Source organism: Enterococcus sp. BWB1-3 (assembly GCF_016745275.1).
Classification (GTDB): domain Bacteria; phylum Bacillota; class Bacilli; order Lactobacillales; family Enterococcaceae; genus Enterococcus_L.
Genome location: NZ_JADOEP010000025.1, coordinates 21158 through 38298 on the forward strand (window position 1 = coordinate 21158; position 17141 = coordinate 38298).

The following is a 17141-nucleotide window of genomic DNA, read 5'->3' on the forward strand; positions in this document are numbered from 1 at the left end:
AATGTACACTTTATTTAGAGTGTCAGCTTTTATCGGAATGAAAAAAGTCGAAGCTTTAGCTTTAATATGGAAAGATATAAATTTTGAAAAACAAATCATCCGAATGAACAAAACTCTAACTCGTGGTGAAGAGTCAAAACTTATCATTCAAACGCCAAAAACAAGTAATCTAAAGCGATTTATTCATGTTGACGATAAAACCCACTTGGAATACTAAAAGAATGGCGTAAAACACAAAGAAGCAGTATTTATTTTTTGGCATTAATATGATAAATAAAAATCAGCTGCTTTTCTCTAATTCTGAAAATGAATTTTTGCAGCCTGCTGTCACAAAGAAATATTTAGATCGCATATGCAAAAAAATAAGCTTAAGAAAATCATAACTCATGGTTTTAGGCGCTCTCACTGATTGAAGCCGACGCTTCAATCAAGGAAATTCAGAATCGTTCAGGACATTTAAACTACAATGAACATCTATGCTCATATGACCAAAGAACGAAAAGAAAGAACTACTGCCTTGTTTGCCAGTTACACTGGAATTTAAATGGCATTTAATATGGCATTTAGTCCGAATAAAAAGAGCTAGAAACAATTGATAAACCCTAACAAATCAACGTTTCTAGCTCTATTTTATTAAAACTCTATGGAGACGGCGGGAGTCGAACCCGCGTCCAAACATATTGCCACTTAAATATCTACGCTCATAGTTGTACTATTTAGATTTCGCTAAAGCTCATGCCGCACAACTGGCCCAAGCTTTCACTAGTCTGATGATCTCCTCTAAATTTTACAGACGGAAAAATTCAGCGTATCCCACTTAATTTGAGACCCTTACCCGAGCACATGGGCGATGCCGGGAGGATCTTCACCCGCTGGTTTTACGCAGCTAGAGCGAAAGTATTGTTTTCGTTTTTAGCAGTTATATTTAACTGTAACGTTTTTACGTAGACGTAACCTACGAAACGCAATTCAAGCTCAACTATGCCTGTCGAATCCGTAACGCCCCCAGATGGATGCTACCCTCATAGTATAACAGATTTTCTCTTTCAAATAAAGAAATTACTCCCATTTTCTAATCCATTTCTATTGAATTAAAGAACATCCATACTTCAATTGAAAAATAAGAAAAACAGCTTCCAAATCAGATTTTTTTTATAATCCAGCTATAAAATTAAACATTACTGAAATCTGGATAGCAATCCAGATTTCAGTATCAAAATTTCAACTATCTTTCCATCCCCAAGTAAACAATCTTTCCCTTACATCCCAGGAAAAAATTGTCCATTCTCCTGTTCTGTCTTCTATTGAGTTGATTCATTTCACAACGCTGCGGATTCATTTGGCTCCAGAGTTAAACATCTTCTTTATAATAAGAGAACATCCAGTTAATACCGAATTTATCTGTTACCATGCCATACTTCTTTGTCCAAAATGTTGGTCCAAGAGGCATTGTCACATTTCCACCTTCTGCCAAAAGGTTAAATTCCCGTTCAATTTTATCCTCATCATCCGTACTGACAACCAGCGAAACATTATTCCCTACAACTAAAGGAAGACCCATCCCTTCAGGAACATCAGAAAACATGACATAAGTTCCTTCAATAATCATACTTGCATTTAAAATCAGATCTTTCGCTTCTTCAGCTACTGGGTGTTCAGGATCTTCCGGCATTTCACCAAAAGTCATGATACTGGTTGTACTTGTATCAAAAACTTTTTCGTAAAATTTAATGACCTCTGCTGCTTCTGTTTTGAAATTCAAATAGATTTCCATCAGTTTACTATCTCCTATCCACTTTTCTGAATTATCTCATAAATGAGTTTACTGTGCGAAGACAATGCTTCTGTTTTTCTAAAATTCTGTATGCTCTATTAGCACTTGAACAAATCTTTCCAGATATTCCTGATCTATTCGGTCATACGCTGAGGTCACACCACTATCAATATCAAGCACACCAATAAGCATCCCCTCTTTAACCATTGGGACCACAATTTCTGATTGAGCAGCCGAGTCGCAGGAAATATAATTTCCGTGCTTCTTTACATCTTCAACAATCAGTGTTTCACGGGTTTCAGCAGCTTCACCGCAGACGCCCTTTCCCATTTTTATTCTGGTACAGGAGACTCTTCCCTGAAAGGGACCAAGAATCAATTCAGTCCCATCAAATAAATAATATCCTGCAAAAACAGTTTCCGGCAATGTCTCTCCCAGTAAAGCAGAGGAATTTGCCAAGTTTGCTATACTATTATGCTCAATTTCGGTAAGTCCGCTTAATTGCTGGAGCATCAACTCATAACTTTCTTTCTTTTGCAGCTCACTTTTCCACATAGGTACAACTCCCTTTTTTAAAAGTTCCTTTTTATCTTAGCTTATTTTTTTGTAAATGGAAAGTTAATTAAACAGAAACGAACTATAAACTTTACCCGTTTACAGTTCGTTTCTCCAATGGTTATCTATTGTTCACCCAATTTTAACTGATCATCATAAATAATTTTATCTTGAAATGCTCTTTCTTCTTTTAATACTTCTATCAGCTGTTCTTTTTGTTTCTTTGTCATAATGAAAAGCTTCGGCTTTGAAGACAATCTAGTGGAATTTATTTCAATACTTTTTATGCCTACTTTAATTGTAGAAATCTCTTCAAACGAAAGTTCTTTTTTATAAAATGGTAGTAAATACTGGATCATTATACTCTTCTCTGTTAACTTAAAATAACGCTTGATCCCTAAAAAAACAAATATAAAGAAAACGACCATGACTATATTACTAACCAAATAGGGTTTTGTATTCTCTAATGACAAAATCAGGCTCATAAACAATATTGCAAAAGTACAGGACCAATAGATAATGGTCATTGACAGCTCCGGCTGCCAAAAATATTTTTTTTGCTTCATACGCTGACCCCTTATCTAAAAATTCATATGCTATAATAGTATCACATTTAGCTGCTAATCTGAAAATTATAAGGAGATATTTATGTTACGAATTTATGTCGATGCTGCAACAAAAGGAAATCCGGGCCCAAGCGGCGGCGGAATGGTTGCCACTGGTGAAGGAATCCATGAACAACTGCATTTTCCATTAGGCGAATGCTCCAATCATGAAGCGGAATTCAGAATGTTAATTCTTGCCATAGAGTGGCTGATTGAGCATCACTACACTCAGACTACAATTCTACTGCATTCAGACAGTAAAATAGTTGTTCAAACCATCGAAAAAAAATATACAGGAAATTCTGATTTTCAGCCCTATTTAAAAAAATTTCAGGAACTGGAGCAGCAGTTTACTCTTTTAATCATTCAATGGATTCCGGAAAACAAAAATAAAGGTGCAGACAATTTAGCCAAACAGGCATTACAAAAAATAATGAAATAATCTATTTTGTTTAAATTTGGAACAGTATTCCTTCTTTACAGTCTATTACATCCGTTTTTTTCAGGTTTCCGATAACAGAGTAATATCCGACACTTCAGCATTTGTTACCTCAATAATATCTCTTGGTGACAGCTCAAACTGAAGTCCCCTTTGACCGGCAGAAACAATGATCTCTGAATACATTCCTGCTTCCACAGCAAAGTAAGTGGGAAATAGCTTTTTCATTCCAATTGGGGAACAGCCTCCACGAATATAGCCCGTTGTCTCTTCCAAATTTCGTAAAAGAAGCATTTCTACCTTCTTGTTATGACTCACCTTTGCCAGCTTTTTCAGATCCAACTCTTTGTTTCCCGGAATAACTGCAACAATCGGACCCGTTTTATTCCCTACAGCTACGAGCGTTTTAAAAATTCTGTCTTCATTGACTCCAATTAAAGCTGAAACACTATCTGTTCCCAGATGGGTTTCACTCCATGGAAATTCGTACTCTTTATAGGATATCTTTTTTTGCTCCAAAATTCTCATTGCATTTGTCTTGTGTTTTTTTTGTTTCTTTGCCATTACTCTCCACCTCGCAGATAAAATTTAACAGAAATAAAAAACAGGCAACAATTCAACTCCTGTTTTTTACCAAATAATTAGGACGTGTCTGAAAAGTTAGTAGCATTCAAATTTTTCAGTATAGTTCGACTTATTTCCAGAACTGCTGTCTCTACGAGTCTAACGATTCTCGAGACAAAACATTACGCTGTATCCGTTTTTCTGCGTCTAAGGTTCTCACTACACTTCGTTTCGATCTCATCAATTTCTAAATGTCAGAGCCATTAAGAATTGAAGGACTTCGTTCCGATCCTCGAAGCATGGAGGGGCTTTGGAACACCGTTTATTCGGTTTTAGGGATCTCAGATATACTTATGTCACAGTCCCGAGTATTTATGATGAGGAGTTCGATAAAAATCATCAAACTATTCGCCGCTTGAGTTTTCAGACACACCCTAGATTAATATAGCTTATATGCACTACAACAAGCTGTCATAGCTTCTATAACAGAAATTCCTAAGTTGAGATGCCCCTTCAGTGTATGTATCCCTGTGGTCTTTGTCCCTTAATTTTTCTCTTTTACTTTTCTATTCTCAATAATAGAACCTTTAAATAGTTCCCCTCGGAAAAATCAGGATTTACTTTAAAATCTGCTGGGAGCTGATAAATTTCTTCTATTTTATAGTGGACATTCTTATCACAGAGTGCTTCCTCCACCATCTTTTTAAATCGTTTCAGAGATATATTTGCCGCATTCGTTGAAGCGATAAGACTTCCTTTATTTGAAAGGATATCAACGGACTGCTTTACCAAGTCGCCATAATTTTTGGCAACTGTAAATACTTTCTTTTTATTTCTTGCAAAACTTGGAGGGTCCAGAATAATGCAATCAAATGTGAAAGCTTTTCTTTTCGCATAGTTGAAGTATTCAAAAACATCCATCACAACAATCTTCTGATGATCCAGCGGAAACTGATTGACAGCAAATTGCTCAGCTGTTTTAGGCGAGCTTCTTTTTGCCAAATCAACACTGGTCGTTTCAGCTGCTCCTCCCATTGCTGCAGCAACCGAGAATGCCCCGGTATAGCTGAACATATTTAATACTTGTTTGCCTGCAGCATAACCGTTAACCAGTTCACTTCGCACGTCCTTCTGATCAAGGAAAATACCGGTCATCAGCCCCTCGTTAAGATAGACAGCATATGAAACGCCATTTTCTACTATTATAAGTGGTTCTGAAGCATTCTTGCCAAACATTTTCTGAGATTCCGGCAGCTGGTCAGACGAAAAACGAATTTTCTCATAGGCTCCTTCAATATTTTTAAAAACTTTACGAAAACTGGCAATAATCATTTCCCGGTTGGCATAAATTGTATCATTATACCATGAAAAAACTGCAAATTCGTTATAACAGTCAACAGTCAAGCCGCCTAACCCATCTCCTTCTCCGTTAAACAAACGAAAAGCAGTTGTATTATCATCATTAAAATAAAAGCTGCGTGCTTCCTTGGCCTTGAGAAAAAGTTTATCAAAAAAAGAAGCAGTCAATTCATTTTTCCAGCTTAACAGCCAGCCGATTCCTTTGTTCTGATTTGCCAAATACCCGTAAGCGATAAATCGGTTTGAAGAATCTGTAAATGTGACCCATTCTTTTGGGAACTGCTCCAATGGGTGGAGAAGATCCTCTTCCTGTATCAGAGGACAGCCTTTCATCAATTTACTGACTGCCTGTTTTGTCACTTGTATTTTCATTTATTTTCACCTGGTTCTTTCCAAAGTAATTAGCCGTATCCTTCAAATAATCAGTCATAGAAATGAGAACAGCTTTGCATAAAAAAGTATAGCAAAAAAAGAAGCATATGTCTTTATTCACCCAGATTATTAAAGTTTCACAAAAATACGGACAAAACAAGCAAATACTTATACGGATAATTGACAGTAAACAGCGAAAAAGGTAAAATTATCTGTATGCAAACAACTATTTTCATGAAAACATGTTCAGTGTTTTTTTCGAACTTAATGTTGGAAAGGAATTATTATGTTAACGAAAAATAACCAATTAAACACAGAAAAAAAAGCATCCGGTCGTTTATCAGGCTGGAAAAATTTTAGATTACCGCACTTTTTAAATACGCGTCTGGGTCTTTTTACCACAGTGGGGGTTCTTTTATGGTTCAAGAACCTTTTGGCTTACACAACAGATTTTCATTTAAGACTGGAAAACTTCAACGAGTGGATCATTTTAGTAATAAATCCAATTGCCACTACATTTTTCCTATTGGCAGTCGCTCTATATGTACGTAAAACAAGGCGTGCCTATATCACAATGATGGTCATTTATTTCCTGATGACCTTGCTCTTATTCTCTAACCTAGTTTATTACAGAGAGTTTACTGACTTTATTACAGTTAACACAATGCTTGGTGCCGGAAAAGTTGCTAGTGGTCTTGGAGAAAGTGCCCTTCGGCTATTCAGAGCTTACGATATTTTCTACTGGATTGACTTTATCATTGTCGGTGGACTTCTTCTTACTAAAAAGATCAAAATGGAAGACCGACCGGTTCGAGCACGAGTCGCCGTTTCAATCAGTCTGTTATCCGCTGCCTTCTTCCTGTTCAATCTGTTTCTTGCCGAGACAGAGCGTCCTCAACTTTTAGGGAGAGAGTTCTCTCGTGACTATATCGTGAAATTTTTAGGATTAAATGCTTTTACCGTTTATGACGGAGTAAAAACTTACCAGACCAATCAGGTTCGAGCAGAAGCCAGCGACAGTGATATGGTTGCTGTTGAAGAATATGTGAATGACCACTATGCCGCTCCTAACGACGAAACCTTTGGAATTGCCAAAGGTAAAAATGTGATCTATATCCATTTGGAGAGTCTGCAGCAATTTATCATTGATTATAAATTAAAAGATGAGAATGGTGTTGAACATGAAGTAACGCCATTTTTAAACAGCCTGTATCACAGCAACAGTACCTTTAGCTTTGAAAACTTTTTCCACCAAGTAGGGCAGGGAAAAACAAGTGATGCTGAAACCTTATTTGAAAATTCATTATTCGGTTTGAGTCAGGGTTCAATGTTTACTCAAATTGGCGGGAAAAACACATTTGAAGCAGCTCCAGCCATTCTTGATCAAACACAGGGCTATACCAGCGCCGTCTTCCACGGAAATGCCGGTAACTTCTGGAACAGAAATGAAACCTATAAGCATTTAGGGTACGATTACTTTTTTGATGCCAATTATTATGATGTAACCGATGAAAATTCGTTCCAGTACGGATTGCATGACAAACCCTTCTTTGAGCAGTCTGTTCAATATCTGGAACATCTGCAACAGCCTTTCTATACAAAATTCCTGGCTGTTTCAAATCACTATCCTTATTCACAGTTTACAGATGACGAAGCAGGCTTCCCACTTGCGGACACGCCTGACGAAACAATTAACGGATATTTTGCTACAGCAAACTATCTGGACAAATCAGTTGAAGAGTTCTTTAATTATCTGAAAGCTTCCGGTTTATATGAAAACTCTGTAATCGTACTGTATGGAGATCACTACGGAATCTCTTCTTCAAGAACGAAGGATTTGGCAGAACTGTTGGGTAAATCAAAATCTTTATGGAATGACTTCGACAATGCTCAACTGCAGCGTGTTCCTTATATGATTCACATACCTGGACAAGAAGATGGAGGGATTAACACTACGTATGGTGGGCAAGTGGATGCTTTACCTACTCTGCTCCATTTGTTGGGAGTAGATACAGAGAATTATATTCTGCTTGGACAAGACCTTTTCTCTTCTGATCATGATCAGATTGTTGCCTTTAGAAACGGCAATTATGTTTCTTCCAAATATACAATGCTTGGTTCAAACATTTATGAAACAGCAACAGGCAGGTTACTTGTAGAGCCATCAGAAGAGGTGCAGCAGGAAGCAGAAGCAATGAAGGAAGCTGCGAATACACAGCTTAGCATGTCAGATCAAATTAACTCAGGTGATCTTCTACGGTTCTATACGAAGAGTGGACTTAAAACAGTTGATCCTACATCCTACAACTACAAAGGCCAATTGGAACAGATCGTAAAAATCGAGAAAGAAAAAGGCGACGAGTCAACAAGTGCCTTCAGTAAAAATGACGGGAAATCTACTGTCGATGAATATATTACTAATACGTATCAGGGATATGGCAATCAGCAATAAACAAGCTTATATTATTAAAGCGTTTCGTGATGAAAAATTACGGAACGCTTTTAAATTGTTCCAGCTTTTTTGTTAGTTCTTCATGATTAATTCATATTCTTTTTCTATAATTTTAAATATAAGCATTTAAAGAGGTGATGACTTTTGAAAAGCATTCGTTATGCTTTTGCAGATTTACTTTACTACAGAAAATCTACTGTACTTTCCATCATAGTCTTTTCTGTTTTTTTACTCACAGCAAATATATTACTCAATCTAATTGATATCAATAAGCTGGGAATTGATCGGCTAATCCTTTTTTCTCCTGATCAAGCTACAATCACCTCCTATCAAAGCTGGAATTCATTTTATCTGTACGGCTATATAGGTGTTATTTTTGTATATTTAGCAGCCCTTATCGCGGCTTCCTATTTTGGGGTTACCAGCCGCCAGTCTACGATAAAGAAATGGCGTTTACTTGGATTTTCGGAGATCTATATTATGATGCAGGTTTTGCTGGAAATCATTCTTTTACTTTTCAGTTCATTAATTCTTGTCAGTTTGCTGCTGATTATTTTTCAAAATACATACGAAGCTGTTTTACTGAAGATTCATTCTTTACTTGAACGTGAAGATTTTCGCCTGGGCATTCATGCCACAATCACAGAGTCTGTCCCCTCCAGCAGTTTGGACACAAATCAGACTGCCGAAGTGATATCAATGGGAACGCAGACACTTTCATTTAATAAAATTGGTGAACGACTTATCCAGAACAGCCTTATTCTCTTATTAATTACAGTAAGCTGTTCCATCATCTTCACTAACTGGGGTATTTATCGAAATAAAAATTTTTTTGGGAAGTGATTTAAATGATTCATGCAGCCTCTACCACAGATTACAATTATATAATTTCACAGATTGATGATTCAGATTCAACGAATCATAGTGTCTATGCTTTCTTTAAAGAAAAAGAGAACATAGAAAAAGAACGACCTCATTTCATTGAAGCAGTCCTCCAAAAGCATAGTAAGCAGATGGGACTCATTGTGGATGAAGCAGCTTTTTTCCCCCATCTTTCAATTACAGAAAATCTTTTTTTCTGCAGCTCAATCAAATTTAGTGATCATAAAGCCGTTCTCAGAGAATGGCTCTCAATATTCGATTTCTCAATGTCTACCTTTTTAGAAAAATTCGATGAGCTTTCTCTCCTTGATCAAGTTAAACTGCAGCTGCTTCAGATGATCTTATCAGGAAAAGAAAAAATCATCCTCCTCAACGATTTTTCAAAACTGACAGTATTCCAAACGCAGCTCCTTCTTCCCCTTCTCAAAGTTCTGACAAAGAAAGCAAATATTTCAATCTGGCTAGTTACCGCTGATGAAAAAATTGTTAACAGTCCTTACGTTGATAAGAAAATCAGCTAATTATATAAGGTTTAAAAAAAGTTCTGAGTTTTTGACTCAGAACTTTTTGTGTACTTCCAGCTAGTGTATTACACGTTAAAAACAAGCTATGTTTCTAATCCAAGAAACGTGGAGCCATGAGGTCGGGACAAAAGTGATCAGCTCCGAGAATTAAGAAGGAATATCCGAAAATAGCTCCTCATATTTTCAGGATAGTTCGGCTTAATTCCGAAGGAGTTGCTTTTGTCCCGCCGTTTATTCGGGGATAGATACGCGAAGAAAGTTTGGAACTTTATTTCTGTCCCATTCTCATGCGACGAGTATCCTAAGAGACGCAGGCGCAAGTTCTTGTATGACCTTAAGCTGCGACAAGCGCAGCAAGTTATACACCAGACTATTAGACATGTGCCAATATAAATGAACAACTGCTCCAATTATGGAATGAATGTTTCACATTCGAAGATCATCATTCGTCTAGCATTTTACTGAATCAAGAAAGGCAGACTCCGTTTAAATCTTGAATGTTTACACCTTCAAAGCTTGTCATCTGCATACAGCTATCTCTTCGTATATAGAATAATTTTGACGAATTTATTCCCATCATAGCTTTGCATAACTATTCCTGCACAAACGGGACTAACAGCTGCTCGTTCTTGTCATTGAAGTATACAAGCTGAAATTTTCTATCATTGAATATCATTTATAGACTATCTTTTATTATAATTTATAATGTGGTCAGACCACTAGCTTTTTAAGCTTTTTCCACTTCAATATCCGGGAAGGTTACGGTAAAGGTTGTTCCTTTGCCAATTTCACTTTCAACGGCAATCTTTCCTTTATGAAGACGAACCAGCTGCTGTACAATCGGCAATCCTAATCCGGACTCTCCATATTTCGTATTCTTTCTGGATGGATCAGCTTTGTAGTAGCGATCCCAGATATTTTTCAACTGCTCTTCTGTCATTCCTATTCCAGTATCTGAGATTTTTACGATTGTTTCCAGATATCCTTTTTCCAGACTCACATGTATTTCTCCATCCGTTGTAAACTGAATGGCATTCTGAACAATATTCACAATAACCTGAGTAAAGCGATCATAGTCAGCATAAACATCAACAGATTCCTCTGTATCCAAATACAGCGTATCTCCTGCTGCTTCAGCCTTCCCCTGCAACTGAGTAAGAATATTTTTTAATGTTTCTGTTGCATTAAATTTTTTGACGACAATACTAATCTGGTCTGTCCTTATTTTTTCGTAATCAAGATTTTCATTAACTAGTCGAATAAGTCGTGCCGTTTCATTCTGCATTAGCTTAATCGCATTTTCTTTTTGATCTTCCGGTATGGCGTTGTATTCCAAGCCCTCCAGAAGTCCGTTGATAGTCGTTAACGGAGTTCTCATTTCGTGGGAAGCATCTGCCATAAATTGTCTTCGCCGTTCTTCCTGCCGTTCAATTTCTTCCTGTGAATATGCCAGCGATTCAGCCATCTTATTAAAATCCTCAGCCAAATCATCAAACTCATCCTTATCATGGACAGGGAGCTTAATATCAAAATTACCATTAGTAATCTCACGGGTAGCTTTTCTCATACGATTAATCCGCTGCACCTGAAAGGCCGCAAACCCATAACTCACTATGACAGCAACCACACTTGAGATAATAAAGCCCTTGGATAAATTGGACGTTACTTCATTTACACTGTCAGTAACGTTTTTTGCAGGCTGAGTGACCATTAAATAACCGGCCAAATTGCTCTGCTCATTACCGCCATAACTATAAGTTACTGGTGTAATCACATATGAGGTTGCATTTTTATTTCCATAAATATCTTTGTCAATTGTTTTGTAAACCGTTTCACCTTTAGCCATCCTCTCCAGCTCAGCATCCGAAATTTTAATTTCCAAAGGCTTTTCAAGCTGCTCCGGAAATATTCTATTCATATTAGTATCCAGGTATACAAACTGAAGGTTTTGAGTTTCAAATGTATTTTCAGTAAATTGAAAAGCCAAATTTACCCGCTCAGTTTCTGTAAAAAGTGCTGGACTGAACGAATCCTTAGCTTTAAGTGCGGCTTCCGCATACCTGAAAAGCTGATCATAATTTGCATCCTGCATTGTTTTTTTCGTCATCTGTGTAAATGACGTTCCAACAATAACTATGATTAAGAGAATCAGGCCCCCAAAAGCCAAAAGCTGCTGATACAGGTATTTCATGAAGCTACCCCAGAATCATCAAATTTATACCCTACTCCCCAAACTGTTTGAATAACCTGAGGACCTACCTTTTCAATTTTTTGTCTCAGTTTTTTGATATGAGCATCCACAGTTCGCTCATCACCAAAGTATTGATAATCCCAAACCATTTCCAACAGCTGTTCTCTTGAAAAGACCTGCCTCGGCTTTTTAGCCAGTGTATAGAGCAGATCAAATTCTTTAGGTGTCAAACCTTCGATCAGCTGATCATCCAAATAAGCCTCTCTCGTCTTTGTATTCATTTTGAAATGTTGTGTCATAACATCGAACGATTCATCAGATTCTTCATCCCCAGCCACATGCTCAACAATTTCAGAACGTCGATGAAGAGCCTTTATTCTTGCAATTAGAGTCAATGGGCTGAAAGGCTTCGTTACGTAATCATCGGCTCCCATTTCCAAACCAATTACCTGATCACTTTCTGAATCTCTTGCTGTCAGCATAATAATCGGAACCGTCTGAGAAATTTTACGAATTTCCCGACACACCATCATCCCATCCATTGTAGGCAGATTCAAATCAAGTGTAATCATGTCCCATTTTTCCGGATGCTCAAGAAATGTGTCCAGACCTTTCTTTCCATCATATTCAAAGACTGCTTTCCAGCCTTCATTTAAAAAGAACATTTGCATCATTTCTGAAACTGATTCATTATCTTCTATCATTAATACGTTCATTATTCTTCATTCCTTTATCAACAATAATATTTACCTTTAGTATACTCTAAAAAGACAACCGCTCCAATAAATTCTATCTTTCTTCAAGAAAGGTTTGGTATTTATTCAATATTTGAAGTATTTTCCACAGCTTCCATCTCATTTTTTCTTAAAACAAGCAAAATAAAAACCCCAACCTTCTATTTAGAAGTCGGGATTCTCTTTTTCTTTTTACTTTGATAATAACATAATATACCACCTGTCACCTGTACCAGCAAAAGAGTGATTAAAAATCCACTGAGAAAAAACTTTTCCTGAAGAATTGCTCTCCTAAGTAAAATCACGACAATCAAACTGCTTCCTAAATACAGCGACCACTGTTTATCCATGTTCAAAAGACCCCTTTGGTTTGTTACGACAAGCATAGGACTAATTCAGTTAAAAATCAAGTATATTTTATTTGTTCTTCAGTTTCATTAAGAAATTCTAATGAATATGTGCAGACAATTATATCTTTTATTTTATAGTCCCTAAAAAAATGGTAAACTAATTTTGTTGCATCAAATTACTTTTATAGAGGTCTTTACTATGGAAAAACAAATTGATAAAGAAATAAAGCTCATACTCAATATCTGTTTGACTGCAGGCAGAATTATGATGGAAAATGGTTCTGAAGTCTACCGAACTGAAGAAATGATGGAACGCATTGCCGCCAACGCAGGATATAAGGACAGTGTCAGCCATGTAACTGTAACCGGCATTTTCATGGGCTTTAAGTCATTACCTTACACCCAATTAGAAAATATAAGAGAGCGAAGAATTAATCTCCAGAAAGTGGCTACTGTCAATCAGTTGTCCAGGGAATTTGAGCAAAAAAAGATTTCAATTGAGAAACTTCAAAAAAATTTGAACGAGATTGACTTTAATACTCCAACCTTCTCTATACCTCTGCAAATCTTGTCAGCAGGAATTGTCAGCTGTACACTGATGTATATTTTTGGCGGTTTCTGGAAAGATTTTATTCCTACTTTTTTTATTGGTATGGCTGGATTTTCAGCATCATTCGTAATCAATAAATTTTTGAAACTGAAATTTTTTGATGATTTTATTGCCGCTTTCCTAATTGGCTTTTTAGCTTATCTTTCAGTGAAGCTGAATTTAGCAGGCACTATGGATCATATCATCATTGGTTCAGTCATGCCGCTCGTTCCAGGTGTAGCAATTACAAATGCCTTTAGAGATATACTTGCCGGTCATTTAATCAGTGGAATGGCTCGGGCAACTGAAGCCATCTTTGTTGCGGGATCTATCGGGATTGGTATTTCGATGATTTTTATTTTATTTTTATAGGAGAAAAGATATGAATGTAGTGATAAATCTGGTATTCAGCTATTTGAGTACTGTTACGTTTGGTATTATTACCAATATTCCAAGAAAAGCCCTTAATGCCTGTGGAATCACAGGCGCTGCCGGCTGGATGCTTTTTATTGCAGCTAAACATTTAGAAGCTGGCGAAGTTTTTGCAAACTTTTTCAGTGCAGTCTGCATTGGTTTGCTCAGTATCTATTTTTCAAGAAAGAAAAAAATGCCGACCATACTTTTTAATATTCCCAGCATAGTTCCTCTTGTGCCTGGTGGTCCCGCCTACCAGGCTATCAGAAGCTTTGTTCTAGGGAGCTACATGTCAGGGTTTCAGTATGCAATGACAGTTATTATGACCGCAGCTTCTCTTGCAGCAGGATTTATGGTGACCAATCTAGTAGAAAGAATTTTGAAACGGTACCATACGAAAAGAACTTGATCATCTTCACAAATATTATACCCTCTGTTAATATTTGTGAAAAATTTAATTTTTAATGGAGTTTTTTGCTATCTTGATGCACTGCTTAGAAAAATAATGATAACTATAAGTACTTTTTTACAGACCGCGGTTGAACAATAATCATGTTGAAAATTGCCACACTTTCAAAACCTGAAAATGTGGCTAACCGACAGCTGTCCTTTTGAAAGTATACCAAGATAAACTGAAATATTAAAAAAACCATTTTCATCTATTCCTTCTTCATTATTGGATAAGCTCATTTTTGTCCTAACTTCGTTTCCTCATCTCAATTCTTGGTTTTCTTGAAAAAAAAAGTATACCTGTTATAAAAGCTATTAAAAATCAAAGAAATATGAAAAACTGATCAATTAAATAACCGTTGGATTTGACAAAGAACCACCATCATTGAGCACTCCGACAATAAAAAGCGCAACAAAGAAACTCGCAAGAACAATTATTGCAGCTCGGTGCCGCTCAATATAAAATGTTCGTTCCTCACCGTAAGATAACACAATTAAATTATCAAATGAAAGTTTTAGCTGAATAGATTTTAAGTTACCAAAAAACATTTGGGGTGTGAATATGAAAAACAGAGGACTAATTCTTGGTTTGCTGGCTGTGATTGGTATTACTGTTTTTTTAGCAGTAAATCAAAAAAAAGAGGTTGATAGAAAAACAATATCTTTCTCTTCCATTACTCTTGAAACAGCAGGAACAAGTATAGAAGCCACTAAGAAGCTGCCAAATTTATCCGAACTAGAAGAATAATATGGTTCACAAATAGTAGATAAAGGTGAGTTTGAAATTATTACGGTCTCTTATAAAAACCATCCACATATGCTGGCAGAAAATGATCAAAGTGAGGTATTAGAATTTACCATTTCTGCAATTCAACAAGATGGCGAAGAATCTACATTTTCTATCGATTCTCTTGAGACAGTAAGAGATCGAAAAAAATTAGGTGATCGAATCAAACTGATACAGATTAAAAATAAATACTACGAATATATGTGATATTTATTGAAATAATTTCGTAAAGATAATACAATGAAATCGTAACCAAAATGAAATATAGAAAGAGGTAAAGAAAATGAGAAGATTATCTGTCATGCTATTGACGGGATGTCTCTTTATTTTGGGAATGCTTGCAGGTTCTACGGTTTTAGCGAAGGAATGGAGCCCCAATAGTCCTGACACCATCCAAATCGTAGATGGGCAGAAGGAATATACAATGAAATGGGGTGACACCCTTTGGGCAATTGGTCAAAAAGTGAATATTAAGCATGAAAAGCTAGCGGAAGTCAATGGTATAGATCTGAAGTCAGGAGAGCAATATACATTACCTATTGGCAGAGTTCTTATGTTTAGTAAAGGTGTAGTTACTGTAAAGGATGCTGACGGTTCTATTTACTCTCAATCTGTGATAAATGAAAAGGATAAAATCAATCAGGAAAAAGAGATTGGTGAAGCTTCCGAGCAAGAAGTTTCAAGTTATCCTTATGCAGTGACCAGAGAATCCTTGAGTTATCCACTAGCTTTTTATTTTAATGGAATAAATATGCCAGATTCCGTTACGCTGGACTTTACTTACGGAAACTCAGGTAAAGTAACTTTTCTTATGGGTGAACAAACGTATGAATACAATGCCACCTTCAACACTATTTCAACAAAGTTAATCAGAATTTATAGTGCAAACAGCACATCTGGCAATAAGATTCGGACAGTAAATGTAAATACAGAAATTGCTCTACAACCAGTAGCTGAAGATACTTATTTTTTTGGTGGGAACAATAGCAACAAACTCTATCTATTTGTCAATAATAATGGTGGGCTGTCTCTGATTACATCAAATTATGCCGGGAACTATCCGATAGAAGAGGCAGACGTGATGGCCGAAGTATTGCAAGGAAATACGGCAACTGTACCCACACCATTAGCAGGCTACTCTGAAGAACAGATTGAATACGCACGTGTGACCGAAGCACTTTTGCAATACTATGGCATTACAGGGCAACCGATTGAAGTCTCAGTAACTAAAAATGCAGCCGGTGCCCAAGTCCTACCATTTAATGGTTCACAGACACTGACGGAACCAAGTTTCCAACTTAGCTTTAGTATGGATGGAACAATGGCTTCTACAGTGATTGTAACCTATCTGTCTAACCATAATGGTTCAATTCGTTTTTATAAAATTCCAAATCACTATCAAGACCCACGATATGAATCAGATCCTGACTGGGTTTCCCAAGAAACTGGTAATTTACTGAACAATATTCAAACGCTCAGCATCCCAAATGCATATGATCAACAGGCTGCCGAAATCATTGATCTGATTAGTATACGATAAGTTGTTTCCTACGAAAAGAATAAAAGCTTTGTCACGCGTAAAACAGACACAGTATTATTGACTGTGTAGTACGTAACAGATGCTGTATGAAAAAGGTAAGCTTAAGAGCAACTAAAAAAGTACTGAGTAAAAATTGATACCAGTGCTTTTTTTCAACTTAAATCAGTAGAATGAGAAGCTTAGCAGCCTAAAATTAGGTTATCTTACTGTCAAAAAATAATACTTTCTGCTTCATTACTAACCTTGTTGGAGCTACTTCAGCTTTTCGGCGCTCATCTTCTCGAAAAGCTTGGAGAAGATGACATAGGTACTCCTTTATTTCTCTACACACAAAGTATCTTCAGTAGTCGAAAAGTCCAACAATTAGCAGAATAAAATCTTTCAACTCATTGGTTAGAGGGCGGACAAACACGCATGAGTGTTTAGATATGAAGAGAGTTTGTGTCTAAACTCACAGTCACTCATTTTTGGGCATATAAAGGTTTGTTTAGATCGAACTCACTAGCACGTTCGACAGTTAAAAACGATCAATGAGAATCCGTTATCATCATTTGGAAACT

General features: G+C 36.6%; 16 protein-coding genes and 1 other RNA gene. 8 read left to right on the forward strand and 9 right to left on the reverse strand.

The annotated features are described in order from the left end of the window. Positions 1–641 precede the first annotated feature (641 nt). The 4 genes from ssrA to IW492_RS14595 form a co-directional block, all read right to left on the reverse strand. Positions 642–1007: a transfer-messenger RNA gene (gene ssrA / locus IW492_RS14580) on the reverse strand. Between the two features lie 344 nt (positions 1008–1351). Then, positions 1352–1774, reverse strand: a complete 423-nt coding sequence (locus tag IW492_RS14585; protein WP_202068490.1) for a VOC family protein — start codon at positions 1772–1774, stop codon at positions 1352–1354. A 78-nt stretch (positions 1775–1852) separates the two neighbouring features. Beyond that, positions 1853–2329 (reverse strand): GAF domain-containing protein, encoded by a 477-nt coding sequence (locus IW492_RS14590; protein WP_202068491.1) that lies wholly within the window; start codon positions 2327–2329, stop codon positions 1853–1855. 125 nt (positions 2330–2454) lie between these two features. Continuing rightward, a complete protein-coding gene (locus IW492_RS14595) occupies positions 2455–2895 on the reverse strand; it encodes an EbsA family protein (RefSeq protein ID WP_202068492.1) in 441 nt (146 codons plus the stop codon). An 82-nt stretch (positions 2896–2977) separates the two neighbouring features. Here IW492_RS14595 and IW492_RS14600 point away from each other — a divergent pair, with 82 nt between their 5' ends. After that, positions 2978–3376: a ribonuclease HI family protein gene (locus tag IW492_RS14600; RefSeq protein ID WP_202068493.1), complete on the forward strand. Its 399-nt coding sequence runs from the start codon at positions 2978–2980 to the stop codon at positions 3374–3376. A 60-nt stretch (positions 3377–3436) separates the two neighbouring features. Here the strand turns inward: IW492_RS14600 and ybaK are convergent, their stop codons facing one another. Together ybaK and IW492_RS14610 are read right to left on the reverse strand one after the other, a co-directional pair. Beyond that, on the reverse strand, positions 3437–3937 hold the full coding sequence (ybaK, locus tag IW492_RS14605) for a Cys-tRNA(Pro) deacylase (protein WP_202068497.1): 501 nt from the start codon (positions 3935–3937) through the stop codon (positions 3437–3439). 558 nt (positions 3938–4495) lie between these two features. After that, the gene (locus tag IW492_RS14610; RefSeq protein WP_202068498.1) at positions 4496–5668 is read right to left on the reverse strand and encodes a class I SAM-dependent rRNA methyltransferase; all 1173 of its coding nucleotides are present in this window, start codon (positions 5666–5668) and stop codon (positions 4496–4498) included. A 286-nt stretch (positions 5669–5954) separates the two neighbouring features. On the opposite strand from IW492_RS14610, the gene IW492_RS14615 reads away from it, so the two are divergent. From IW492_RS14615 to IW492_RS14625, 3 genes are all read left to right on the forward strand, one after another. After that, the gene (locus IW492_RS14615) at positions 5955–8120 is read left to right on the forward strand and encodes an LTA synthase family protein (RefSeq protein WP_202068499.1); all 2166 of its coding nucleotides are present in this window, start codon (positions 5955–5957) and stop codon (positions 8118–8120) included. A gap of 144 nt (positions 8121–8264) precedes the next feature. After that, complete coding sequence (locus IW492_RS14620) at positions 8265–8963, forward strand: hypothetical protein (protein ID WP_202068501.1); 699 nt, start codon at positions 8265–8267, stop codon at positions 8961–8963. Between the two features lie 5 nt (positions 8964–8968). Further along, the gene (locus tag IW492_RS14625; protein ID WP_202068502.1) at positions 8969–9523 is read left to right on the forward strand and encodes a hypothetical protein; all 555 of its coding nucleotides are present in this window, start codon (positions 8969–8971) and stop codon (positions 9521–9523) included. 730 nt (positions 9524–10253) lie between these two features. On the opposite strand, the gene IW492_RS14630 is transcribed toward IW492_RS14625, so the two are convergent. From IW492_RS14630 to IW492_RS14640, 3 genes are all read right to left on the reverse strand, one after another. Continuing rightward, on the reverse strand, positions 10254–11717 hold the full coding sequence (locus IW492_RS14630; protein WP_202068503.1) for a sensor histidine kinase: 1464 nt from the start codon (positions 11715–11717) through the stop codon (positions 10254–10256). Next, positions 11714–12433, reverse strand: coding sequence for a response regulator transcription factor (locus IW492_RS14635; RefSeq protein ID WP_202068504.1), 720 nt, complete (start codon positions 12431–12433; stop codon positions 11714–11716). The genes IW492_RS14630 and IW492_RS14635 overlap by 4 nt, the downstream gene beginning before the upstream one ends. Before the next feature lie 179 nt (positions 12434–12612). Next, positions 12613–12801, reverse strand: a complete 189-nt coding sequence (locus IW492_RS14640) for a hypothetical protein (RefSeq protein WP_202068505.1) — start codon at positions 12799–12801, stop codon at positions 12613–12615. Positions 12802–13000: 199 nt separating this feature from the next. On the opposite strand from IW492_RS14640, the gene IW492_RS14645 reads away from it, so the two are divergent. From IW492_RS14645 to IW492_RS18155, 4 genes are all read left to right on the forward strand, one after another. Next, positions 13001–13762: a threonine/serine exporter family protein gene (locus IW492_RS14645; protein WP_202068507.1), complete on the forward strand. Its 762-nt coding sequence runs from the start codon at positions 13001–13003 to the stop codon at positions 13760–13762. 10 nt (positions 13763–13772) lie between these two features. Beyond that, complete coding sequence (locus IW492_RS14650) at positions 13773–14213, forward strand: threonine/serine exporter family protein (RefSeq protein ID WP_202068509.1); 441 nt, start codon at positions 13773–13775, stop codon at positions 14211–14213. Positions 14214–14816: 603 nt separating this feature from the next. Next, positions 14817–15002 carry a hypothetical protein gene (locus IW492_RS14655; RefSeq protein WP_202068511.1) on the forward strand — a complete coding sequence of 62 codons (186 nt, stop codon included), beginning with the start codon at positions 14817–14819 and terminating at the stop codon, positions 15000–15002. A 322-nt stretch (positions 15003–15324) separates the two neighbouring features. Continuing rightward, positions 15325–16581, forward strand: a complete 1257-nt coding sequence (locus tag IW492_RS18155) for a LysM peptidoglycan-binding domain-containing protein (RefSeq protein ID WP_229444383.1) — start codon at positions 15325–15327, stop codon at positions 16579–16581. Positions 16582–17141 lie beyond the last annotated feature (560 nt).